Genomic DNA, 19,996 nt, shown 5'->3' with positions numbered 1-19,996 from the left:
GGCCCGCCCCGGTCCCGGCTTGCCCGGAAGGGTCCGGCTTCAGGGAGCCAGTGCGGTCAGCAGCCGCTCCAGCAGCGCTGCATTGACCCCCGTGTGGTAGGGATTGGGGAGTGAGCAGTCTGTTACGCCCCGAACGATGTCGGGGCCGCCCGGCACCATCAGGCCGTAACGGGCCACGGTCAGGTTGAGCGGGCCGTCCGGTGTGGCAAACCGTGCGCGGGCCATAAATGATCGCACTTGGGCCTCCAGCGCGGCGCGGGCACGGGTCAGCATCTGTGCCTGCGCGGGGGTCAGGGCAGCCTGCAGGGCCGCGTTCAGGGTGCGGGCCTCGCTGGGGTACAACGCTGACATATCGGTCAGGGGGCGCAACAGGTCGCTGAGGGCCAGGCGGGTTCGGGCCTCCCGCCTGAACTCCGGCTGCCCGGTCAGCCCAGCAAGCAGCCTGACCGTGATCAGCAACTCCAGCGTCGGTTGCGCGTCCTGGATGGCCGTTGCCCTCATGCCTCCCCCCTCGGTGGCCCGCTGCGGTGACGATGGGAGCGCCGGTGCCGTCCGCGTCGCCGTTCCACTCCACGCGCAGGCACTTCCCGGCAGCGCGAGGGCCAGCGTTAACCCGAGGGCGAGGTATTTCATCTTTCCACCTTAATGACCATGTATGACGCGGCTCTGAAATGCCGTCTTCAGGCCCTGCGTCCTTGGCAACAGGGAAGGAGGGGACCCTTGCCGGGTCCCCTCCCTGTTGCTGGCTCTGTTGCTGGATCAGGGTTACGGAGCCAGACGCTTGCTGCGCTGGAAAGCGTTCTCTTCGGGAAAGATAACCACACCCTTCTGAGCCTGGAAGGTGCGGCTGAAGGTGGGCTTGGCCTTGCCCGCCGACAGGCCGTTGAGGTTCTGGTACCACTTGTACGCCTGCACGTCGACCCCGGCGGTCTTGGCGGCGTCCAGCACCTCCCGGTAGCCCTGATGGGCCAGGCGGGCCGCGTCCAGGTACGCCAGGGCATCGTATTTCGCCTTGGCCTGCGCGAACAGGGTATCGGCGGCGGTGGCGGCCACGGCCACCTTGCCCTCCTGCGAGGAGCGGCGGCTGAGTTCCAGGATGGCGTTGGTGTTGTTGAGATACGCGGCGGTCAGGTAGCGGTACTGACTGTCGAGGTTGAACTGCCCGAAGTCACGCGACAGGTCGTTGTAGGACATGATCGTGGCGCTCTCATCGCCCACGTTCACGAACAGGAACTGACCGCTGGGTCCGTAGGAAATATCTTTCTCGCTGTCGTAGCCGTCGTGCGGATGCGACAGGCTGAGGTGGTGGCCGACCTCGTGCACCGAGGTGTCGGTGAAGCCGTAGCCTGCTGCATTCAATCCGGGCGTCAGGAAGGAGTACACGAAGCTCTGGGTGCCGGTCTCGCCGTCGTCGTAGGCGATGCCCAGCAGACCCGGCTGGGTGTTTGCCTGATCGTTGAACAGGTAGATGGGAAGCAGGTACTTGTTGGCAGGCGTGTTGGCGTACTCCCGGCGCAGTTCGTCGACGGCGAAGGTGAACAGCCGTTCACCCGTCGCGTCGGCATAGTCCGGCGAGCAGATATCCGCGGGAATGCTCGGATCGGCAAAGAAGCACTGGTACACGTCGGAGAGGTCACCACTGAGCGGGGTTTCCTTGACGGTGCTCGTGAACTTGGCGAACGGCTGCAGCACCGAGACCCGGCGCTGGGCCAGATCGGGCTGGTACACCTTGCCCTGGGCCACCGCCCCTGAACCCTGCTCGACATGCACGTTCAGCTCGATTTCCTCGGGCATTTGCGGCGGGGTCAGCGCGGCGCGGTAGATCGGGCTGGGCGTGAACAGCAGGTTCAGGGCCGCGTAGCGCGTGACCAGGGCGAGGTCCGGGCTGACCTTGCGCCCGTAGCCGATGCTCGCCTTGCGGGTGCCGTATTCCCAGATGGGCGGCATGCGGTAGTCGGGTTCGCGGTCACCGTCCACGTCGGGGTTGGTCACGTCATAGGCGTTGGTCCACGGATCGGGGTTGGCCGACAGATCGTAGAACCACACGCGCTGCGCTGGAGCATTGTCGCGGACGCTGCCGCCCCAGGCGATCAGACGGCGGCTGCCGCGCTGGCCGAACACGCTGGCCGGGGCCGGATTGGCCTGATCCGCGTCGCTGTCCACGGCGTCAAGCCGGGTGTAGCTGTGGTACTTGAAGTCGGGGCGGTCAAACCAGTTCACCATAAAGATGGTGTACTCGCCGGGGTTGACGCCCACCCGCGCCACGTTGTCGGCCAGCCAGTTCTCGGTGACCCGGGCATCAATCTGCAGGTTGCCGTCAATGACGCGGTTGATGTTCCCCGCTGGTGTTTCGCAGGTGGGGGCGCCCGTCTCGGGGTCTACATCATTCTGGCAGTTGTAGAGCTTCTGCTGGAAGGTCAGAGGCGCATCTTTTCCCTGGGCTTTGAGATAACCGAAGAAGCTGTCCTCAAAGTTCTGGTCGGCAAACACATAGTTGTACTGGTAATCGAAGGCGTTGCCGGTGGGTTCGGTACGGCCGTAGGCGCTGGGAATACGGGCGATGGACTCGTAGGTCTTGGGCAGGATCTCATTGAAGTCGGCGGTGTTCACCTGGCGGGCGGTGGCCACCTGTCCTGGCAGGGTCTGACGGTAGCCCACAAAGACGATGTTCACCTTCAGTTGCGTGCGGATGGTGTCCTGCTTGCCGGGGTTAAGGGTCTTCAGCTTGCTGAAGTCGGTGGGAGTCGTGGGCTGTGGGCTGGGGGCCGGGCCACTGTTGCATGCGGCAAGCAGAGAAAAGCTGAGGGCCAGGGTGGCAAGCATTCTTTTCTTCATGGGTCTCCTGTGTCGTTCTCTGTACCCTGTTTAGGGAACGACTTTGAGAAGGGAATGGATGGAAATAAGCGCGTTTGCAACGCGTCTGGACCAGACAACTGTACTGTTCGGGAAATGAAACGTGAGAAGTGTAACGCGGCCCGCTCGACAGGGAAGCCTTATTTGTTTGAAGCCCAGCTTTAATCTGTTCTCATTCTTTTCATTGCCTCTTCAGCGATGAGGCTGTACGGATTTCATGGGAATCACCTGTCTGGAGGGCTGGCTTGACCCGCCCCGGTCACAGCCGCTACCCTTTGAGGCAGCTCCCGCGTGGAGCTGAACCCACTTCAGAGCGCCCGAGAGAACTGGCTCGTTGACGGCGCGGCAACCGGACCCCATCGCGTCACGGTGCCAAGGCCAGCCCCCCGCAGGCGGATCAACGATGACCGCAGCGGGCGGGGCCAAGCGGGAAGGTCACGCGGACAAATCTGCGCCCCTTCTCAGCACCTTCCGAGACGGGGCGCTGCGCTGCTTGTGGCGCGGCCTCCACCCAGCACCCACAGGGGAGCCGCCATATGTCGCACAAATTTGAAACGCTGCAGGTTCACGCCGGCCAGAAACCCGATCCCACCACGGGCGCACAGAGCGTGCCGATCTACCCGACCAACAGCTACGTCTTCGAGTCGCCGCAGCACGCCGCCGACCTGTTCGGGCTGCGCGCCTTTGGCAACATCTACAGCCGCATCATGAACCCGACCAATGCGGTGTTCGAGGAACGGGTCGCGGCGCTGGAGGGCGGCGTGGCGGCGTTGTCGGTGTCCAGCGGACACGCCGCCCAGCTGGTGGCAATCCTGAATGTGGCGCAGGCCGGCGACAACATCGTGTCCACGCCCAACTTGTACGGCGGCACCGTCAACCAGTTCCGCGTGACCCTGCGCCGGCTGGGCATCGAGGTGCGGTTTACCAGCAAGGACGAGCGCCCCGAGGAATTCACTGCCCTGATCGACGGCAACACCCGCGCCGTCTACCTGGAGACCATCGGCAATCCGGCCCTGAACATTCCCGATTTCGAGGCGATTGCCGCCGCCGCCCACGCCCAGGGCGTTGCGGTGATTGTGGACAACACCTTCGGGGCGGGTGGGTATTACTGCCAGCCCCTCAAGCACGGCGCCAATGTGATCGTGGAATCGGCGAGCAAGTGGATCGGCGGCCACGGCAACGGCATCGGCGGAGTCATCGTGGATGGCGGCAATTTCGACTGGGGCAACGGGCGCTACCCGCTGATGACCGAAGGCTCGCCCAGCTACCACGGCCTGAACTTCTGGGAAACCTTCGGGGAGGGCAACCCCCTGGGCCTGCCCAACGTCGCCTTCATCACCCGCGCCCGCACCGAGGGGCTGCGCGATCTGGGCACCACCCTGGCCCCGCAGCAGGCGTGGCAGTTTATCCAGGGCCTGGAAACGCTGTCGCTGCGGGCTGAGCGCCACGCCCAGAACGCGCTGGCGCTGGCGCAGTGGCTCTCGGCACATCCCGACGTGCGCCGCGTGACCTATCCGGGCCTGAGCAACCACAAGCACTACGACCGGGCCCAGCACTACCTGCCGCGCGGTGCGGGGGCGGTGCTGACCTTCGAGCTCGCGGGCGGGCGTGAGGCGGGCGAGGCGTTCATCCGCAGCGTGCAGCTGGCCCAGCACGTGGCGAATGTGGGCGACACCCGCACGCTGGTGATTCACCCGGCGAGCACCACCCACAGCCAGCTGGACGAGGCCGCGCAGACGGCGGCGGGCGTCACGCCCGGGCTGGTGCGCGTGTCGGTGGGCATCGAGCACATAGACGACATCCGGGAGGATTTTGCCCAGGCGCTGGCCGCCGCGCTGGTCGAGGCCGCGGAGCCGGAGGGGATATGACCGCCGTGTCCCGCCCCGCTGCCCTGACGCTGCCGCTGCAGGACTCCGAACGATGTTTTTCCGGTAATCCGGCGGATCTGAAGCCCAAGACGGCCGTGCTGTTCCGCACCGCACCGCTGCTGCTGGACTGCGGACGGGCGCTGAGTGACGTGCGCGTGGCCTACCACACCTACGGGGAGAGGCAGAAGGAGGCCACGCTGGTGCTGCATGCCCTGACCGGCAACAGCGCCGTTCACGAGTGGTGGCCGGAGTTCCTGGGAGAGGGACGGCCGCTGGACCCCAGCCGCGACTTTGTGGTTTGCGCCAATGTGCTGGGGGGCTGCGCCGGCACGGACGGTCCCGCCGAGCTGGGCGACCTCGCTCTGTCCCTGCGCGATATGGCGCGGGTGGGCCGCGCGCTGCTGGACCACCTGGGCGTGCAGCGGGTGCGGGTAATTGGGGCGAGCATGGGCGGCCTGCTCGCCTATGCGTGGCTGCTGGAATGTCCCGATCTGGTAGAGCGGGCGGTGGTGATCGGCGCTCCGGTGCGCCACTCGCCGTGGGCGGTGGGCCTGAACAGCGCGGCCCGCGCCGCCATCCGCGCGGCCCCCGGCGGCGCTGGACTCAAGGTGGCCCGCCAGATCGCCATGCTGTCGTACCGCAGTCCGCAGAGCCTGGCCGCCACGCAGTCCGGTCAGCGGACTCCGGGGGTTCACGCGGTCACTTCCTACCTGGAATATCAGGGCGAGAAACTGCTCGCCCGCTTCAATGAGGGCAGCTATCTGGCCCTGACCGGGGCGATGGACCACTTCCAGCCGGAAGACGCCGAACTGGCCTGTGTGCGCGTTCCAGTGCTCGTGGTCGGAATTTCCAGCGACCTGCTGTATCCCGCCGCAGAGGTCCGGGCCGGGGCCGCCCTGCTGCCAAACGCGGCGTACTGGGAACTGGACAGCATCCACGGCCACGACGCGTTCCTGATGGACGCGGGCGGGTTGCCGGAACGGGTGGAGGCTTTTCTAAAGGGGCCGTAGCCGGGGGGGCGCGCCCCTCAGGCGGCACCCTCGAAGCCACGTTCAAAGGCCAGTTGCCGCTCCAGATCATCCAGCGCCTGACGGTACAGGCTCTGACACAGCTCGGGCAGCACCGCCAGGTACGTGGCGGCGTCAGCCAGCGTGTCATGGGTGCTGCAGTGTTGCCAGCCAGGCCCCTCCGCCATCAGGCCCACGCGGCTGGACTGGAGCAGAAACCGGACGCGGCCCCATTCCGTCCGCGTGTCGCTGAAATGACGGGTGACGTTCATGCACCCAGCATAGGCCCGGGAATATGACAGAAACATCCGCCAAAATGACGAGGCGTTAAGATACGGGTGGAGCAGAATAGCAGCAATTGCTTCAGTTCAGTACTTATGTCAATACTTGTAAAAGCCCTGCCCGCTCTTGCGGCCCAGCAGGCCGGCCTGCACCATCTTTCTCAGCAGCGGTGAGGGGCGGTACTTGTCGTCGCCCAGCCCTGCGTGCAGCACTTCCATGATGCTCAGGCAGGTGTCCAGGCCGATGAAATCCGCCAGGGTCAGCGGCCCCATCGGGTGGTTCATGCCCAGCTTCATGATGCCGTCGATGGCCTCGGGCTCGGCCACGCCCTCCATGACGCACTGGACGGCCTCGTTGAGCATGGGCATCAGGATGCGGTTGGACACGAAACCGGGAAAGTCATTGCAGGTGAGCGGCGTCTTGCCCATCTTCTGGGCCGTTGCGGTGACAATGCGCGCCGTCTCGTCGCTGGTGGCGTACCCGCGAATGACCTCCACCAGGGCCATCAGCGGCACCGGGTTCATGAAGTGCATCCCGATGAACCGCTCCGGGCGGCCCGAGGCCGAGGCGAGCGCCGTGATCGGAATGGAGGAGGTGTTGCTCGCCAGGATGCCCTCCGGCTTGACGATTCCCCCCAGTTGCTCGAACAGGGCGTTCTTGACCGCCTGATTCTCCACGATGGCCTCGACGACCAGATCGCAGTCGGCGAAGTCCTGCAGATCCATGGTGAAGCGGATGCGTCCCAGAACCTCGTCGGGCAACTCACTCAGCCGCCCCTTCTCGTGCAATTTGGCGAGGCTCTTCTCGATGACGCCCCGGCCCCGGTCCAGATACTCCTGCTGCACGTCTTGCACGATCACGTCAAATCCACTTTGCGCGGCGACCTGCGCGATGCCGCCGCCCATCTGTCCTGCGCCGATGACTCCGAATTTCATTCTTTCTCCTCAGCTGTGTTTGAGCTTGTTGGGGCTGTCCGGGCACACGGGAAGTCTGATCCCATCCCCGGGGATCAAACGGAAGAGAGTGCGTATTACTTGAGAGCCACTCACTCCACCAGCGCCACGCCGTCCAGCTCCAGCGCCCGCCCGCGCTTGACCGGAGTAAATGGCGTGTAGCGGTACTCGGAGCAGCCTTCGAGCACGAAGGGATCGTCCTTGAAGAGGTCGCGCAGCTGCTCCTCGCTCTCTGCCTGCGCCACCAGCACGCCCCCGGTGTTGTCCAGCTTGCGCCCGGAGGTCAGGAACACGCCCGAGCGGTAATGCTGGTCCAGCCATTCGCGGTGGCGGGGCGTGACGGCGGCCAGTTCATCGCCGGACTTGGTGTAACGGCTCTCGATGATCCACAGGGTCGGTGCCATGCGCTCAGCCTACCCGCTTGACGGCCAGGGCGAGGCCGTTGCCGCCGCCCATGCACAGGGTGGCGACGCCGGTTTCCTTGTCCTGCTGCTTCAGCGCGTGCAGCAGGGTCACGAGGATGCGCGCTCCCGAAGCGCCGATCGGATGGCCCAGCGCCACTGCGCCGCCGTTGACGTTCACCCGGTCGGGGTTCAGGCCCAGTTCGTTCATCACGGCCAAGCTCTGGGCACTGAAGGCCTCGTTGAGTTCCCACAGGTCCACGTCGGCCGCCGTCCAGCCCAGCTTCTGCAGCAGCCTGTTCGTGGCAGGCACGGGCGTCATCATGACCCACTCGGGGGCCAGGCCTCCGGTGGCGTACTCCACGATCTCGGCGAGCGGGGTCAGGCCGTGTGCCGCCGCGGCTTCCTCGGACATGATCAGCAGGCTGGCCGCCGCGTCGTTCAGGCCGGGTGCGTTGCCCGCCGTGACCGAGCCGTCCTTCTTGAAGGCGGGTTTCAGGTGGGCCAGCGTCTCCGGGCTGGTGTCGGCGCGCGGTCCCTCGTCGGCGTCCACCACGGTGTCGCCCTTGCGCCCCCTGACGGTCACGGGCACGATCTCGTCTGCAAAGCGCCCGGCTTCCTGCGCCGCGATGGCCCGCTGGTGGCTGCGGGTGGCGAAGGCGTCCTGTTCCTCGCGGCTGATGCCGTACTTGTCGGCCACGCGCTCGCCGGTCAGGCCCATGCCCTCGTCGTTGATGGAACACCACAGCCCGTCGTGGGTGTTGGCGTCCAGCACCTGTGCGTGGCCCAGGCGGTAGCCCTTGCGGGCGCCGGGCAGCAGGTGCGGGGCGTTGCTCATGCTTTCCATGCCGCCCGCGAGCACCGCGCTCTGGTCGCCCGCACGAATGCTCTGCGCGGCCAGGATGACCGCCTTGAGGCCGCTGCCGCAGACCTTGTTGATGGTCAGGGCGCCGACCTCATGACTCAGGCCCGCCTTCAGGGCCGCGTGCCGCGCCGGGTTCTGCCCGCAGCCCGCCTGCACGACCTGTCCCATGATGACTTCCTCGATCACGTCGGCCGGCAGCCCCGAGCGCCGCAGCGTCTCGGCCAGGGTGATGCTGCCCAGCTCCACGGCGCCCACACTTTCCAGCGCCCCCAGAAACTTGCCCGTCGGCGTGCGCGACGCCGCCACGATTACAGCTTTGCTCATGGCAGGCAGGATAGCGCGCAGAACCTAACGGGCGTTAGGAAGACCGGGACCGCTATCCTCTGCCGGTGGGTCTGCAAGAAACAGGTCGGGTCGTGAAGCGGTGAGCGGCGTGGGCCTGGGTCTGCTGGCGGCGCTGGCGTGGGGGTTTGCGGACTATCTGGCGCAGCCGGCCTCGCGGCGGATGGGAGCCATGCGCGCCGCCTTCGTGGCGCAGGGCTTTGGCGTGGCGGCGCTGCTGGCATACCTGCTGCTGACCGGACAGAGCGTCATTCCCACCGACGCCGTGGCGTGGGCCTGGGCGCTGGGGGCCTCCACCCTGATGACGGTGGGCGGACTGGCCTTTTACCAGTCGCTGGGGCTGGGGCAACTCGCGGTGGTGGCTCCGGTCATGGGCAGCTACGGAGCCGTGACCACCGCGCTGGCGTGGCTCAGCGGCGAGCGGCTGACGCTGCTGACCGGCGTGGGGCTGCTGGGCGTGCTGGCAGCGGTGGTGCTGGTATCGCTGCCGCAGCGCCCACAGGGAGTCCGGTCCACCCCCGCGCAGCTTCAGGGAGCGTGGTGGGCCATCCTCGCCGCGCTGACCCTGGGAGCGGGCTTCTTCGTGATGGGCCACGGCCTGACGCCCCGTGTGGGCGGCGTACAGGGCACGTGGACCCTGCGGCTGTGTACCCTGGTCCTGACCTTCCTGACCCTGAGCGTGTGGCGACAGCGCCGCGCCGGACTGCCTGCCCTGGCCGGTCCCGGGGCGCTGAAATACGCCGGCGTGTCCGGCCTGCTCTCCACGGCGGCGGTCCTGTTCACGGCGCTGGGCCTGGGACGCGGCGAGGACAGCGTCGTGACGGTCCTGGGCAGCATGTCCATCGTGCTGACGACGGTGCTGGCCCTGGTCTTCAACCGCGAGCGCCTAGGCGGCGTGCAGTGGGCCGGGGTGGCCCTGGCGTGTCTCAGCACGGCCCTGGTGGGTCTGAGGTAGGTGCGGTCCACCACAGCCGCGCCTCAAAGCCGCCGCGCTCCCCGGCCTTCTGGGCCCGCAGGTCCTCCAGTTCGCTGGGGGTCAGTCCGTTCAGGCGGGCCAGGGCATACACGACCTCCAGCACGTCTGCAAGTTCCAGTTCCTCTCCCGAGTGCAGGTATTCCGCTACCTCCTCTTGCAACTTGGCCCCCAGGGCGGCGCGGAACTCCTCCGGGTCCAGGGCGCGGGCACTGCCGCCAAACAATTCAGGAATGCGGTCGCGGACCAGTTTGTCCATGACAACAGCATAGGGTCCGTCTCACGGCTTTCCGCCTGTGGTGACAGAAAAGGCCCGCCCCCGCGTGCTAATTTGCCCTCATGTTTGAGTCCCTGGGCAACAAGTTGCAGGACATCCTGGACCGGATGGGCAAGGAGCGCCAGCTGACCGAGGCGCAGGTCAAGGCGTCCATGCGAGAGATCCGTATGGCGCTGCTGGAAGCGGACGTGAACTTCGGCGTCGCGAAGGAATTTGTGGCCCGCGTCTCCGAGAAGGCGGTGGGTCAGGAGGTGGCGGGCAGCCTGAACTCCGGGCAGACGGTCGTGAAGCTAGTCCATGACGAGCTGATCGAGACCCTGGGCGGCAAGACGGTGCAGCCCGAGCTGAAGACCGAGGGCAACGTGTGGTTTATGGTCGGCCTTCAGGGTGCGGGCAAAACGACCAGCACCGGCAAGCTGGCTGCGTACTACAAGAGCAAGGGCCGCCGCGTGCTGCTGGTCGCCGCCGACACCCAGCGCCCGGCCGCGCGCGACCAGCTGGAAGTGCTGGCCCGGCAGGTGGGTGTGCCGGTGCTGAAGGTCGCCGACGGCGAGGTTCCGGCCGAGACCCGCCGCCGCGTGGACGAACACCTGAAAACCGATTTCCGTGATCTGGTGATCGTGGATACCGCAGGCCGCCTGCAGATTGACGAGGCGCTGATGGACCAGCTCGCCGACCTTCAGGCCGCCATGCAGCCCACCGAAACGCTGCTGGTGGTGGACGCCATGACTGGGCAGGAGGCGCTGAACGTGGCGCAGACCTTCGACACGCGCGTGCAGGTGTCGGGGTTGATCATCACCAAGATGGACGGTGACGCCCGCGGCGGAGCGGCGCTCTCGGCGCGCAGCGTGACCGGCAAGCCGATCTACTTTGCCGGGACCAGCGAGAAGATCGCGGGCCTGGACGCCTTCCACCCGGACCGCGTGGCCGGGCGCATCCTGGGCATGGGCGACGTGCTGGGACTGATCGAGCGGGCGCAGCAGGCAGACCTCAAGGCGATGGAGGTCAAGAAGCCCGGCGACTTCGACCTTGAGGACCTGCTGACCCAGCTGCGCCAGATTCGCAAGATGGGCCCGCTGGGCGAGCTGATGAAGCTGATTCCCGGCATGAGCCGTGCGCTGCCCGAGGGCTTCAACGTCGACGAGAAGCAGATCCAGCGCATCGACGCCATGATCAGCTCGATGACCCTGAAAGAGCGGCGCAATCCCAAGATTATTGACGGGCGGCGGCGCAAGCGCATCGCGTCGGGCAGCGGCCACAGCGTGCAGGACATCAACAAGCTGCTCAAGATGCACGAGCAGATGAAGGACATGATGAAAATGCTGGGGCGCATGAGCGGCAAGGGCCCCGGGGGCAAGCCGCCCCGCATGCCCAACCTGCCGCCCAACGTCCGGCGCTGAGCTGTCTGGAAGCCGCCGGAGATTGACAGTTCGGGCGGCCCTCCGTATACTCACACCCGCTGCAAAACGCCCCTGCGTGGGCGGCACGGCGCGGCGGGTCGTTAGCTCAATCGGTAGAGCAGCTGACTTTTAATCAGCGGGTTGTAGGTTCAAGTCCTACACGACCCACCAGAGAAAGGCCCGCCCTGTGCGGGCCTTCTGTTATTGGTTCATGGGCGGATAAAATTTTTGAGCGCACTCTGCCCACCACATTTAGATTTACCGAATATAGTGATTTATTATTCAAACCATCGATTTGAAGGTTCTATGCTGCGCGCTTGACCTCCTGCCCGGCTCTCGGGAGGTCCCGCACCCTTCTGATGGGCCCTGATCCTCCCGGGCCCCCCTGTTTTGGAGACAAGATGAAACTGTTTGAACCTTTTGAACTCGGCGCACTGCAACTTCCCAACCGTGTGGTGATGGCCCCGATGACCCGCAGCCGCGCGGTGGGTACCGTTCCCACCGCCCTGATGGCGGAGTACTACGCCCAGCGTGCCTCGGCAGGCCTGATCATCACGGAGGCGACCCAGGTGTCGGCGGGGGCCCAGGGCTACCCGGACACCCCCGGCCTGCACACGGCAGAGCAGGTGGCCGCGTGGCGGCCAGTGACCGAGGCCGTTCATGCGGCCGGGGGCCGAATCTTCGCCCAGCTGTGGCATGTCGGGCGCATCTCGCACTCGTCCTACCACGGTGGCAAACTGCCGGTCGCTCCCTCGGCCATCCGGCCGGCCGGCCAGCTGTTCACGCAGGCGGGCATGGTGGAGTTTGAGACGCCCCGGGCCCTGGAAACCGACGAAATCCCTGGCATCGTGGCCGATTTCCGTCAGGCGGCCATCCACGCCCTGGAGGCGGGCTTCGACGGCGTGGAGATTCATGGCGCCAACGGTTATCTGCTCGACCAGTTCCTGCAGAGCGGGACCAACCACCGGACAGATAGGTATGGCGGCAGCATCGAGAACCGGGCCCGCCTGCTGCTGGAGGTTGTGCAGGCGGTAACGGAAGCGATCGGCCACGAGCGGGTGGGCGTGCGGCTGTCGCCCGGGGGCGTCTTTGGCGATATGAGCGACGCCGATCCAGTGGCCACCACCGAATACGTGGGACGCGCGCTGGACGCGCTGGCCCCGGTATATGTTCATGTGGTGGACGCCTCGCAGGACGCGCCTCCCCAGGGCATGGAGGGACACAATCCCACGGCGCTGCTGCGCTCCACCTTCCGGGGCGTCATCATCACGGCCGGGGGCTATGACCGTGAGGCAGCCGAACAGACCCTCGAAGACGGCCGGGCCGACCTGATCGGTTTTGCCCGCGCGTATATCGCCAATCCCGATCTGGTGGAGCGGCTGAGGCAGAATGCCCCCATCGCCGAGCCCGACCGGGCCACCATGTATGGCGGCGGCGCGCAGGGGTACACCTCGTATCCCACCCTGGCGGAGGACCTCGTTCAGAGCTGAACCGGGATTCGCAAATGAGCTGGCGGAGGACTCCTGTGCGGGGGTTCTCCGCCGCCCGTGAATTCCTGGCCGCAAAGCTGACCCTACCAGTGCCGGGTGTCGCTGTCAGGTTCCTCCGTCAGCAACCACAACTGTCGGTCCTGGGTATCCAGGGTTTTCTGAGCGTCCAGCAGAACGCGCTCCAGATCGGCGCTGAGGCGCGGGTGGCGTTTGCAGAAGTGCAGGTAATCGCACAGCAGCAGGGCCAGCCGGGGCGGGCGGCCCTCGGGATCGGTCAGGACATCGTACAGAGCATCCCAGTTGCGCCCGAAACTGTCGGTGAGGGCCAGTCCGCGCAACATGGCGAGCATCAGGCCGTCCTTGTCGTCCACCTCGGAAAACGAGATCTCGCGCAGGCTGACCTGATGACCGGCCGCCAGAATGCGCGGTTCGTGCGGGGCACGCTGGATGCCGCCCGGCCGTTCGTCAAACACCTGCATCATGGGCGGATCCTCCGGAAGCTGCTGTAATGGTCGGCGGTGTAGTAGCACTCATCGGCGCGGGTGATGGGCAAGCCTCCACACACGATGCGGCGGGCTCCCCGGTCCGCCTCGCCGGGGGTGGGAACGGTGTATTCGCGGTAATAATTGCCCGGCTGCTGCGGCAGCAACCCCTCACGGTTGCCGAAGGTCGTGCCGTCTTTGCTGTAGCGAAACGGGCCACCCTTCCGGATGGCGGTCAGCACCTGGGTGCCCTCGCGCGGCAGGGCGTCCGCCGACATCCAGCGCAGTCCGCTGGCAGGATCAAGCGCCTCCGCCGCATCGGGCGCACGCTGGGTCTGAATCTGCGGCTGGCTCTGGGCGTCCTGGGTGCCGGAGGGCAGGTCACACCCCGCCAGCACGGTCGCGAGCAGGGCGTACAGGAGGGCGGGCGGCTTCACGGCCCCGAGTCTAGAGCGCGTGCGTCCAGCCAGATGAGGAGGTCCGGGAGAATGGCCCCCAAACCCTTATAGGTCCGCTGCTGTGGCGTCATGCTGCGCAGCGCGCAGGCCAGGGCCTGGGCGTGTGCCGCTTCCCGCACGGCCTGCCGCAGCGGGTACAGGTAGGGCCGGATGGTAAACAGCGCTCCGTGCTGATCTGGAAAACCGGTCAGCGTCTGCCGCTCCACCCGCACATAGGTCTGTTCCGGGTCAAACGCTTCGGGCGCGGAGGCACTCAGCTCGGGGTGGTGGTCCAGCCGGTCATCTGCCGTGAGGCCCCAGGCAAAGCGCAGAAACGGGCCGCGCTGAATCACGGCCTCGACCAGCCGGGGCGCGGTGGCATTCATGCGCCCGGCGCCCGCGACCGGACCATGCACCGCCACGAAGTCCCGCCCCAGCTTGTCTCGCGGGTCCCAATGGCCCGGCGAGAGGACGTGCGCCGCCGCGAGCCAGTCGCGTCCGGTCACCGGGTCACGGGCAATGATCGCGAGGTCCTCGGCGGCGTTCAGGCCCAGAAAGTCCAGGGCCCCCACCGGTTCCAGGTCGCTCCGCAGGGCAGACCACGGCGCTTCGAAGCGCCGCAGCCCATCCACGCTGCCCCGCCGGAGGTCCAGCGTCGCCTCCCACCCCAGCCGCAGGTTGCAGAAGGTCCGGCCGTCCCAGGTCATGGCCCCACCACTTTCGGCGGCCAGCGTGTGGGCCACGAAGTTCAGGGCTGCCTCACGCAGGCCCGGCGCGAGGTTGGCTTCTCCGGCGTAGTGGTGGAGCCCCCGGCGGTGGGCCGCCCATTTGCTGTCCACAAACTGCGCCCAGGAGCTGTCGGGCTCAAAGGTGTGGGACTCTGCCGCGCCGTCCTCGCGCCACGGCACCGGCTGTTTTCCCAGGCGGAACAGTCCCGCCGAGACGGTGTAGGTGCCCTCCAGAAAGGGCCGGTAGATGGGCGCGGCAGGCAGCGGACGGATGTGGGGCAGCTTAGCACTGCCGTTCGCTCGTTGCCTGCCGCATCCCCCCAAGGCGGCCTTTCGGTGTGCCTGGGGACGTTACGCCAGGCTGCCGTTGTTCAGCACGCCGGTGGCGATCAGGATCAGGATCACGACGCCCACGATTACCCGGTACAGGGCAAAGCCCTTGAAGTTGTTGCTGGACACGAAGCGCAGCAGCCAGCCGATGGCGAAGTAGGCCACCACAAAACTGACCGCCGCGCCCAGCAAGACGTTGAGGACGCCGATCTGCCCGAGGATGTCGCGGCTTTTGATGAAGTCCAGCAGCGCCGCGCCGCCCAGCGTGGGCACGCCCAGATAGAAGCTGAATTTGGTGGCGGTGGGCCGGTCGAGGCCCAGCACCATGCCGCCCAGGATGCTGCTCGCGCTGCGCGAGAAGCCGGGCCACAGCAACGCCGCGCACTGCAGCACGCCGATCATCAGGGACCGGGGCACGCCGATGTTCTCGATGGTGTGGACCGTGGGCTGGGTGCGCCGGCTCTCGACCAGCCAGATCACCACGCCGCCCACGATCAGGGCCCACGCGACCACGCTGGGCCGGAACAGGTTGGCCTTGATGATGTCGCCGAACAGCAGCCCCAGAATCACGGCGGGAATGACCGCCACGAGTACTCCCAGCCACAGCCGTCCCTGCGAGCGGTCCGAGGCAATGTGGCGGATCTTCAGAAAGTCGCGCCAGTAGTACGCGAGCACCGCCAGAATCGCGCCGCCCTGAATCACCACCTCGAAGGTGTCCTTGACGTCCTTGGGCCACGGCACGCCCAAAAGGTTGCCGGTCAGGATCAGGTGACCGGTGGAACTGATGGGGAGGAATTCGGTGATGCCCTCGACGATTCCGTAAATAATGGCGTAAAACCAATCCATGACCGTCAGAGTGTAGGCCCAATCACGTGGCCGCAGGAGTCCCCCGAAAGGTGCAGACTGGGCGGGTGGTGTTTGAACCCCATCTGCGTCGCTGGACCCTCGTGCAGGACGGAGAGGCCCTGCACACCCACAGCAGTGACCTGTTGCCCGTGCGTTACCAGGGGCAGGCGGCCATGCTCAAGGTGGCCCGCAGCGCTGAGGAGCAGCGGGGCAACTCGCTGATGGTTTGGTGGAATGGCCGGGGCGCAGCCCGCGTGCTGGAGCATGACGGCGCGGCGGTGGTGCTGGAACGGCTGGACCCCCACCCCTCGCTGACGGACATGGTGGAGCGGGGGCAGGACGATGAGGCCACCCGCATTCTGTGCCGCGTGGCGGGCCACTTGCCCCGGACCCACCCGCAACCCGGATGGCCGACCCTGAACCGCTGGTTCCAGGCGCTGGAGAGGGCAGCTCCGTCGGCGGGAGGTGTGTTCGTCACCGCCCTCGCCACGGCCCGCGCCCTGCTCGCCGAACCGCAGGATGTGGGCGTGTTGCACGGCGACCTTCACCACGGCAACGTCCTGTTCAGCCCCGGTCGCGGCTGGCTCGCCATCGATCCCAAGGGACTGACCGGAGAGCGCGGCTACGACCACGCCAACATCCTGTGCAACCCCACCCTGGTGGTGGCCACCCGGCCGGGCCGACTGACGCGGCAGGCCCACGTCATTGCACAGGCCGCGAATCTGGAACATGGCCGGGTGCTGCGCTGGGTTCTGGCCTACGCAGGGCTGTCGGCAGCGTGGTCTCTGGAAGATAACGCGGAGCACGCGGCGCTGCAGACCCTGGAGGTGGCCCGCCTCGCGGCGGCGGAGCTGGGCCTGAACTGACCGCAGGCCTCCCCGCAGGCCTCCCCGCAGGCCACAGTGCAGAAAGACGTCGCGCAGCAGAGGCGGTGCGGCGGATCGTTCCGGACGCCGCATGTCCCGGCCAAAACCCGCTATACTCTCCGTTTGGGTGCCCCCGTGACCCGCTGTGCGCGCTGGAGCGTCGCGCATGGCCTGGCCCACCACTTCGGCGTAAGCGGACGCTGGGCTGGCACGAGGACGGCAAACTCTTCCCAACTTCAACGCTCACGGAGCAAAGCATGTCCTACATCAGCATGAAGCAACTGCTGGAAGCCGGAGTTCACTTCGGCCACGAAACCAAGCGCTGGAACCCCAAGTTCAAGCGCTTCATCTTCGCCGAGCGCAACGGCATCTTCATCATCGACCTGCAGAAGACCCTGAAGCAGGTGGACCGCTCCTTCGATTTCATCAAGGACCTCGCGGAACGCGGCGGCGTGATCCTGTTCGTCGGCACCAAGAAGCAGGCGCAGGAAATCGTGGAGCTGGAAGCCCGCCGCACCGGCATGCCCTTCGTGACCAGCCGCTGGCTGGGCGGCATGCTCACCAACTTCAAGACCATCCGTACCCGCATTGACCGCCTGAACGAACTCGACGACCTGTTCGAGTCCGAGCGCATCAATGACCGTCCCAAGGCCGAGCGCATCGAGCTGGCGACCCAGCGCGAGCGTCTGCTGCGCTTCGTGGGCGGCATCCGCAAGATGAACCGCCTGCCCGACGCGATCTTCGTGGTGGACCCCACCAAGGAAGTCATCGCCGTGCAGGAAGCCAACAAGCTGGGTATTCCCGTCATTGCCCTGGCCGACACGGACTCTGACCCGGATGTCATCGACTACATCGTGCCTGGCAACGACGACGCGATCCGCAGCATCCAGCTGATCACGCACCGCATCGGCGACCTGCTCGTCGAGGCGCGTGGCGGCGGCGAGGACGTTTCGGGTGAGCGCGTGGACGGCGAGAACGCCGACATGGCCGCTGCCGAGAACGGCGCGGAAGGCGACAGCGCCCAGCTGACCACCACGCAGGGCCGCAGCTAAGACACCCGCACCGGGGGGGCGTCGCTGCGCGGTGAGCGGGCCGCGCTCCCCTTTTGTTGGACCACCCGAGGGGCTCAGAGTCACTCGGGACCACCGGACCACTCAGGACCAAACGAGGAGAGACGAGATGCTGGAATCGATCAAGAAGCTGCGCGAGCTGACCGGCGCGGGCATGATGGACGTGAAGAAGGCCCTGGCCGATGCGGGCAACGACGAAGAGAAGGCTGTGGCGCTGCTGCGCGAACGCGGCATCGTGAAGGCCGCCAAGAAGGCCGACCGTGAAGCCCGTGAAGGCCTGGTCCGCTTTGTCGTGGACGGCAACCGCGCCGCCATGGTGGAAGTGAACAGCGAGACCGACTTCGTGGCCCGCAACGCCGACTTCCAGGCGCTCGTCGAGGGGTTGGCCCAGACCGCCCTGCAGGCCAAGACCAGCGACATCGAGGAGTTCAGGAACTTCACGGTGGACGGAGGCGAGAGCGTGGGCACCACGCTGGCCGCCACCGCCGGCAAGATCGGTGAGAACCTGGTGCTCAACCGCGTGGCCTACATGGAAGGCGAGCGCATCGCCGGATACGTGCACAGCAACGGCAAGATCGGCGTGCTCGTGGACCTCTCGGGCGGCACCGAGGCCCAGGCCAAGGACGTGGCCCTGCACGTGGCGGCCGAGCGCCCGCAGTACCTGCGCCGCGAGCAGGTCAACAGCGAGGACATCGAGAAAGAGCGCGAGATCCTGACGAACAAGGCCATCAACGAAGGCAAGCCCCAGCAGATCGTGGAGCGCATCGTCGAGGGTCAGATCGGCAAGTTCTACGAGGAAAAAGTCCTGCCCGAGCAGAAGTTCGTCAAGGACAACTCGGTGACCGTGGGCAAGTACCTCGGGGACGCCAGCGTCAACAACTTCGTCCGCTTCGAAATCGGTTCGTGAGTGCAGGGGAGGAGGCCGGCGCAGGTGGCCGCCTCCTCCTTTTGGGCCGATGCCCCGGGAGACGCCCGGGCCGCACTTTTTCGTGATTCCGGCGGCCCTCTGCGGTCCGCCGGATTTTCTTTGACCATCGTCTGCGCGCTTTCGCGTTCTTTCTCTGTTTTCCCCACCGAGGTGGCCCCCCATGTTCAAGCGCGTTTTGCTCAAGCTCTCCGGTGAATTTCTGGCTGGCGAGGAGGGCTATGGCATCAGCCCCGAAACCACTGCCCGTCTGGCCCGCCTGATTGTCGCTGCCCTGGAGGGCACAGACGTCGAACTGGCGGTGGTGATCGGCGGCGGCAACCTGTGGCGCGGCGCCCGCAACGGCGTGGGCATGGACGCCGCCACTGCCGATTACATCGGCATGCTAGGCACCGTCATGAACGCCATGGCCCTGCAGGACGCCATGGAGAGTGCCGGGCGTCCCACCCGCGTGATGAGCGCCATTCAGATGGCGGCGGTGGCCGAGCCGTACATCCGCCGCCGGGCCATGCGCCATCTGGAAAAGGGCCGCGTGGTGATCTTCGGCGGTGGCAACGGCGCGCCTTTTTTCACCACCGACACCACCAGCACCCTGCGCGCCCTGGAAGTCGGCGCGGACGTGGTGCTGATGGCCAAGAACCGGGTCGACGGCGTGTACGACAGCGATCCGCGCAAGAACCCAGACGCGAAGTTCATCGCGCAGGCCACGCACCGTGAAGTGGTGGAACGCCGCCTGGAAGTCATGGACGCCACCGCCCTGACGCTGTGCATGGACAAGGGCCTGCCCATCGTGGTGTTTGACCTGTTCCAGGACGGCAATCTGCAGCGGCTGTTCCGTGGCGAGCGGGTCGGTACCCTGATCGAAAGTTAAAACTGTGGTCTGAAGCGGCGTTTCCCCTGCGGCGAACGTCCTGGACCCGTTACAATCCTGTCCAACCCCATCCGCCCGCCTTCAACCCCCAAGGAGTGTTTCCCCATGTCCGACATGAAAACCATCCAGGCCGAGACCCGCGAGAAGATGGGCAAGGCCATCGAGTCGCTGGAAAGCAACCTGAGCGTGCTGCGCACGGGCCGCGCCAACCCTGGCATCCTGAAGAAGATCGTGGTGGACTACTACGGCTCGCACATGCCCATTGATCAGGTGGCGAGCGTCAGCACGCCCGACGCGCGCACGCTGGTCATCACGCCGTGGGACCGGGGCGCACTGGCCCCCATCGAGAAGGCCATTCGCGACAGCGATCTGGGGCTGAACCCCAACAACAAGGGCGATACCATCTTCATCTCGCTGCCCATGCTGACCGAGGAACGCCGGCGTGATCTGGTCAAGAACGCCAAGACCTACGGCGAAGACGCCCGCATCGCGGTGCGCAACCTGCGCAAGCACGCGCTGGACGAGGTCAAGAAGGTCGAGGGCATCGGCGACGACGAGATCAAGCGCGGCGAGGCCGACGTGCAGAAGATCACCGACGAGTTCATTGCCCGCGTGGACAGTACGGTGCAGAAGAAGGAGCAGGAAATCCTCGGGTGAGGGCACAGCGCAGCCTGTGGGGCGTGGGTCGTGGGCAGAGATCACCACGGTCCACGTTTTCCCTTTCATCTTC

General features: G+C 66.3%; 21 protein-coding genes, 1 tRNA gene and 1 riboswitch. Of the genes, 11 read left to right on the top strand and 11 right to left on the bottom strand.

The window, feature by feature from the left end; all coding sequences use genetic code 11:
* Window positions 1-39: 39 nt before the first annotated feature.
* Together IEY21_RS12335 and IEY21_RS12330 are read right to left on the bottom strand one after the other, a co-directional pair.
* On the bottom strand, window positions 40-501 hold the full coding sequence (locus tag IEY21_RS12335; protein WP_188904649.1) for a hypothetical protein: 462 nt from the start codon (window positions 499-501) through the stop codon (window positions 40-42).
* Window positions 502-765: 264 nt separating this feature from the next.
* On the bottom strand, window positions 766-2,835 hold the full coding sequence (locus IEY21_RS12330; protein WP_188904648.1) for a zinc metalloprotease: 2,070 nt from the start codon (window positions 2,833-2,835) through the stop codon (window positions 766-768).
* A 325-nt stretch (window positions 2,836-3,160) separates the two neighbouring features.
* Window positions 3,161-3,254, top strand: a riboswitch (SAM riboswitch).
* A gap of 135 nt (window positions 3,255-3,389) precedes the next feature.
* On the opposite strand from IEY21_RS12330, the gene IEY21_RS12325 reads away from it, so the two are divergent.
* Window positions 3,390-4,721: an O-acetylhomoserine aminocarboxypropyltransferase/cysteine synthase family protein gene (locus IEY21_RS12325; protein WP_188904647.1), complete on the top strand. Its 1,332-nt coding sequence runs from the start codon at window positions 3,390-3,392 to the stop codon at window positions 4,719-4,721.
* The gene (locus IEY21_RS12320; RefSeq protein WP_188904646.1) at window positions 4,718-5,731 is read left to right on the top strand and encodes an alpha/beta fold hydrolase; all 1,014 of its coding nucleotides are present in this window, start codon (window positions 4,718-4,720) and stop codon (window positions 5,729-5,731) included. Before IEY21_RS12325 ends, IEY21_RS12320 begins: the two co-directional genes overlap by 4 nt.
* Before the next feature lie 17 nt (window positions 5,732-5,748).
* Here IEY21_RS12320 and IEY21_RS12315 read toward each other — a convergent pair whose 3' ends face one another.
* The 4 genes from IEY21_RS12315 to IEY21_RS12300 form a co-directional block, all read right to left on the bottom strand.
* The gene (locus IEY21_RS12315; RefSeq protein WP_188904645.1) at window positions 5,749-6,000 is read right to left on the bottom strand and encodes a hypothetical protein; all 252 of its coding nucleotides are present in this window, start codon (window positions 5,998-6,000) and stop codon (window positions 5,749-5,751) included.
* Window positions 6,001-6,108: 108 nt separating this feature from the next.
* Entirely contained in the window at window positions 6,109-6,945 is an 837-nt protein-coding gene (locus IEY21_RS12310; RefSeq protein WP_188904644.1) for a 3-hydroxyacyl-CoA dehydrogenase family protein, read from the bottom strand.
* A gap of 110 nt (window positions 6,946-7,055) precedes the next feature.
* On the bottom strand, window positions 7,056-7,367 hold the full coding sequence (locus IEY21_RS12305) for a YciI family protein (protein WP_188904643.1): 312 nt from the start codon (window positions 7,365-7,367) through the stop codon (window positions 7,056-7,058).
* A 4-nt stretch (window positions 7,368-7,371) separates the two neighbouring features.
* Window positions 7,372-8,553, bottom strand: coding sequence for a thiolase family protein (locus IEY21_RS12300; RefSeq protein WP_188904642.1), 1,182 nt, complete (start codon window positions 8,551-8,553; stop codon window positions 7,372-7,374).
* Window positions 8,554-8,653: 100 nt separating this feature from the next.
* Between IEY21_RS12300 and IEY21_RS12295 the strand changes: the two genes are divergently transcribed.
* On the top strand, window positions 8,654-9,526 hold the full coding sequence (locus IEY21_RS12295) for an EamA family transporter (RefSeq protein ID WP_188904641.1): 873 nt from the start codon (window positions 8,654-8,656) through the stop codon (window positions 9,524-9,526).
* Here the strand turns inward: IEY21_RS12295 and IEY21_RS12290 are convergent.
* The gene (locus IEY21_RS12290) at window positions 9,498-9,803 is read right to left on the bottom strand and encodes a nucleoside triphosphate pyrophosphohydrolase (protein ID WP_188904640.1); all 306 of its coding nucleotides are present in this window, start codon (window positions 9,801-9,803) and stop codon (window positions 9,498-9,500) included. The genes IEY21_RS12295 and IEY21_RS12290 overlap by 29 nt on opposite strands.
* A gap of 80 nt (window positions 9,804-9,883) precedes the next feature.
* On the opposite strand from IEY21_RS12290, the gene ffh reads away from it, so the two are divergent.
* The 3 genes from ffh (at window position 9,884) to IEY21_RS12275 (ending at window position 12,711) form a co-directional block, all read left to right on the top strand.
* Window positions 9,884-11,221 (top strand): signal recognition particle protein, encoded by a 1,338-nt coding sequence (ffh, locus tag IEY21_RS12285; RefSeq protein WP_188904639.1) that lies wholly within the window; start codon window positions 9,884-9,886, stop codon window positions 11,219-11,221.
* A 95-nt stretch (window positions 11,222-11,316) separates the two neighbouring features.
* A tRNA-Lys gene (locus tag IEY21_RS12280) sits at window positions 11,317-11,392 on the top strand.
* Between the two features lie 230 nt (window positions 11,393-11,622).
* Window positions 11,623-12,711, top strand: coding sequence for an alkene reductase (locus IEY21_RS12275; RefSeq protein ID WP_188904638.1), 1,089 nt, complete (start codon window positions 11,623-11,625; stop codon window positions 12,709-12,711).
* A gap of 83 nt (window positions 12,712-12,794) precedes the next feature.
* Here IEY21_RS12275 and IEY21_RS12270 read toward each other — a convergent pair whose 3' ends face one another.
* Genes IEY21_RS12270 through IEY21_RS12255 form a run of 4 tightly spaced genes read right to left on the bottom strand, consistent with a single transcriptional unit; the run spans window position 12,795 to window position 15,534 of the window.
* Window positions 12,795-13,193 carry a barstar family protein gene (locus IEY21_RS12270; protein WP_188904637.1) on the bottom strand — a complete coding sequence of 133 codons (399 nt, stop codon included), beginning with the start codon at window positions 13,191-13,193 and terminating at the stop codon, window positions 12,795-12,797.
* Complete coding sequence (locus IEY21_RS16845) at window positions 13,190-13,630, bottom strand: guanyl-specific ribonuclease (RefSeq protein ID WP_229753071.1); 441 nt, start codon at window positions 13,628-13,630, stop codon at window positions 13,190-13,192. The genes IEY21_RS12270 and IEY21_RS16845 overlap by 4 nt, the downstream gene beginning before the upstream one ends.
* Window positions 13,627-14,682, bottom strand: coding sequence for a heme-dependent oxidative N-demethylase family protein (locus tag IEY21_RS12260; RefSeq protein ID WP_229753070.1), 1,056 nt, complete (start codon window positions 14,680-14,682; stop codon window positions 13,627-13,629). The genes IEY21_RS16845 and IEY21_RS12260 overlap by 4 nt, the downstream gene beginning before the upstream one ends.
* A 27-nt stretch (window positions 14,683-14,709) precedes the next feature.
* On the bottom strand, window positions 14,710-15,534 hold the full coding sequence (locus IEY21_RS12255; RefSeq protein WP_188904636.1) for an undecaprenyl-diphosphate phosphatase: 825 nt from the start codon (window positions 15,532-15,534) through the stop codon (window positions 14,710-14,712).
* A gap of 68 nt (window positions 15,535-15,602) precedes the next feature.
* Here IEY21_RS12255 and IEY21_RS12250 point away from each other — a divergent pair, with 68 nt between their 5' ends.
* The 5 genes from IEY21_RS12250 to frr all read left to right on the top strand — a co-directional run bounded on the left by IEY21_RS12250 (window position 15,603) and on the right by frr (window position 19,923).
* Complete coding sequence (locus tag IEY21_RS12250) at window positions 15,603-16,400, top strand: aminoglycoside phosphotransferase family protein (protein WP_188904635.1); 798 nt, start codon at window positions 15,603-15,605, stop codon at window positions 16,398-16,400.
* A gap of 257 nt (window positions 16,401-16,657) precedes the next feature.
* Complete coding sequence (rpsB, locus tag IEY21_RS12245) at window positions 16,658-17,452, top strand: 30S ribosomal protein S2 (protein ID WP_188904634.1); 795 nt, start codon at window positions 16,658-16,660, stop codon at window positions 17,450-17,452.
* Between the two features lie 127 nt (window positions 17,453-17,579).
* Window positions 17,580-18,377 (top strand): translation elongation factor Ts, encoded by a 798-nt coding sequence (gene tsf / locus IEY21_RS12240; RefSeq protein ID WP_188904633.1) that lies wholly within the window; start codon window positions 17,580-17,582, stop codon window positions 18,375-18,377.
* A gap of 181 nt (window positions 18,378-18,558) precedes the next feature.
* Window positions 18,559-19,266 (top strand): UMP kinase, encoded by a 708-nt coding sequence (gene pyrH / locus IEY21_RS12235; RefSeq protein WP_188904632.1) that lies wholly within the window; start codon window positions 18,559-18,561, stop codon window positions 19,264-19,266.
* 105 nt (window positions 19,267-19,371) lie between these two features.
* Complete coding sequence (gene frr / locus IEY21_RS12230) at window positions 19,372-19,923, top strand: ribosome recycling factor (RefSeq protein ID WP_188904631.1); 552 nt, start codon at window positions 19,372-19,374, stop codon at window positions 19,921-19,923.
* Window positions 19,924-19,996 lie beyond the last annotated feature (73 nt).

It is taken from the genome of Deinococcus aerophilus (genome assembly GCF_014647075.1).
Lineage (GTDB): Bacteria > Deinococcota > Deinococci > Deinococcales > Deinococcaceae > Deinococcus > Deinococcus aerophilus.
This window is presented reverse-complemented; position numbering and strand designations above follow the sequence as displayed.

What these genes read in the sequence shown, in the direction of transcription:
- IEY21_RS12325 (WP_188904647.1), top strand. Translation starts at nt 3,390, where the DNA reads ATGTCGCACAAATTTGAAACGCTGCAGGTTCACGCCGGCCAGAAACCC.
- IEY21_RS12315 (WP_188904645.1), bottom strand. Translation starts at nt 6,000, where the DNA reads ATGAACGTCACCCGTCATTTCAGCGACACGCGGACGGAATGGGGCCGC.
- IEY21_RS12270 (WP_188904637.1), bottom strand. Translation starts at nt 13,193, where the DNA reads ATGATGCAGGTGTTTGACGAACGGCCGGGCGGCATCCAGCGTGCCCCG.
- rpsB (WP_188904634.1), top strand. Translation starts at nt 16,658, where the DNA reads ATGTCCTACATCAGCATGAAGCAACTGCTGGAAGCCGGAGTTCACTTC.
- IEY21_RS12275 (WP_188904638.1), top strand. Translation starts at nt 11,623, where the DNA reads ATGAAACTGTTTGAACCTTTTGAACTCGGCGCACTGCAACTTCCCAAC.
- ffh (WP_188904639.1), top strand. Translation starts at nt 9,884, where the DNA reads ATGTTTGAGTCCCTGGGCAACAAGTTGCAGGACATCCTGGACCGGATG.
- IEY21_RS12310 (WP_188904644.1), bottom strand. Translation starts at nt 6,945, where the DNA reads ATGAAATTCGGAGTCATCGGCGCAGGACAGATGGGCGGCGGCATCGCG.
- pyrH (WP_188904632.1), top strand. Translation starts at nt 18,559, where the DNA reads ATGTTCAAGCGCGTTTTGCTCAAGCTCTCCGGTGAATTTCTGGCTGGC.
- IEY21_RS12300 (WP_188904642.1), bottom strand. Translation starts at nt 8,553, where the DNA reads ATGAGCAAAGCTGTAATCGTGGCGGCGTCGCGCACGCCGACGGGCAAG.
- IEY21_RS12305 (WP_188904643.1), bottom strand. Translation starts at nt 7,367, where the DNA reads ATGGCACCGACCCTGTGGATCATCGAGAGCCGTTACACCAAGTCCGGC.
- frr (WP_188904631.1), top strand. Translation starts at nt 19,372, where the DNA reads ATGTCCGACATGAAAACCATCCAGGCCGAGACCCGCGAGAAGATGGGC.
- IEY21_RS12330 (WP_188904648.1), bottom strand. Translation starts at nt 2,835, where the DNA reads ATGAAGAAAAGAATGCTTGCCACCCTGGCCCTCAGCTTTTCTCTGCTT.
- IEY21_RS12255 (WP_188904636.1), bottom strand. Translation starts at nt 15,534, where the DNA reads ATGGATTGGTTTTACGCCATTATTTACGGAATCGTCGAGGGCATCACC.
- tsf (WP_188904633.1), top strand. Translation starts at nt 17,580, where the DNA reads ATGCTGGAATCGATCAAGAAGCTGCGCGAGCTGACCGGCGCGGGCATG.
- IEY21_RS12335 (WP_188904649.1), bottom strand. Translation starts at nt 501, where the DNA reads ATGAGGGCAACGGCCATCCAGGACGCGCAACCGACGCTGGAGTTGCTG.
- IEY21_RS12290 (WP_188904640.1), bottom strand. Translation starts at nt 9,803, where the DNA reads ATGGACAAACTGGTCCGCGACCGCATTCCTGAATTGTTTGGCGGCAGT.
- IEY21_RS12320 (WP_188904646.1), top strand. Translation starts at nt 4,718, where the DNA reads ATGACCGCCGTGTCCCGCCCCGCTGCCCTGACGCTGCCGCTGCAGGAC.